This window comes from Rosenbergiella epipactidis, from assembly GCF_018494055.1.
GTDB lineage: Bacteria > Pseudomonadota > Gammaproteobacteria > Enterobacterales > Enterobacteriaceae > Rosenbergiella > Rosenbergiella epipactidis.
Window position 1 is genome coordinate 1 of the sequence record NZ_JABBFQ010000033.1, and the last position, 221, is coordinate 221.

Consider the following 221-nt stretch of genomic DNA (forward strand, 5'->3'; position numbering starts at 1 on the left):
GTCGGCGCTGTTGGCGCGGTGGTATCTGGCGCAGAAGTAGTGGTTGCTGCAGAGGTATTCCCCGCAGTATCTGTCGCTGTCGCGCTTAAGGTCTCACCATTAGTTTGTGCGGGATCTAGCGTCGTAGTGAAGCTGCCGTCCGCAGCAACCGTGGCGTTGCCGATTGTGTTGTCCTCAGCATCTTTGATGGTAACGGTTGAGCCAGCTTCCGCCTTACCAGT

1 protein-coding gene is annotated in these 221 nt (G+C 57.0%); it reads right to left on the reverse strand.

The features are described from left to right. The coding region (locus HGT71_RS15690; protein WP_214218612.1) for an Ig-like domain-containing protein at positions 1 to 221 on the reverse strand (221 nt) is incomplete at both ends.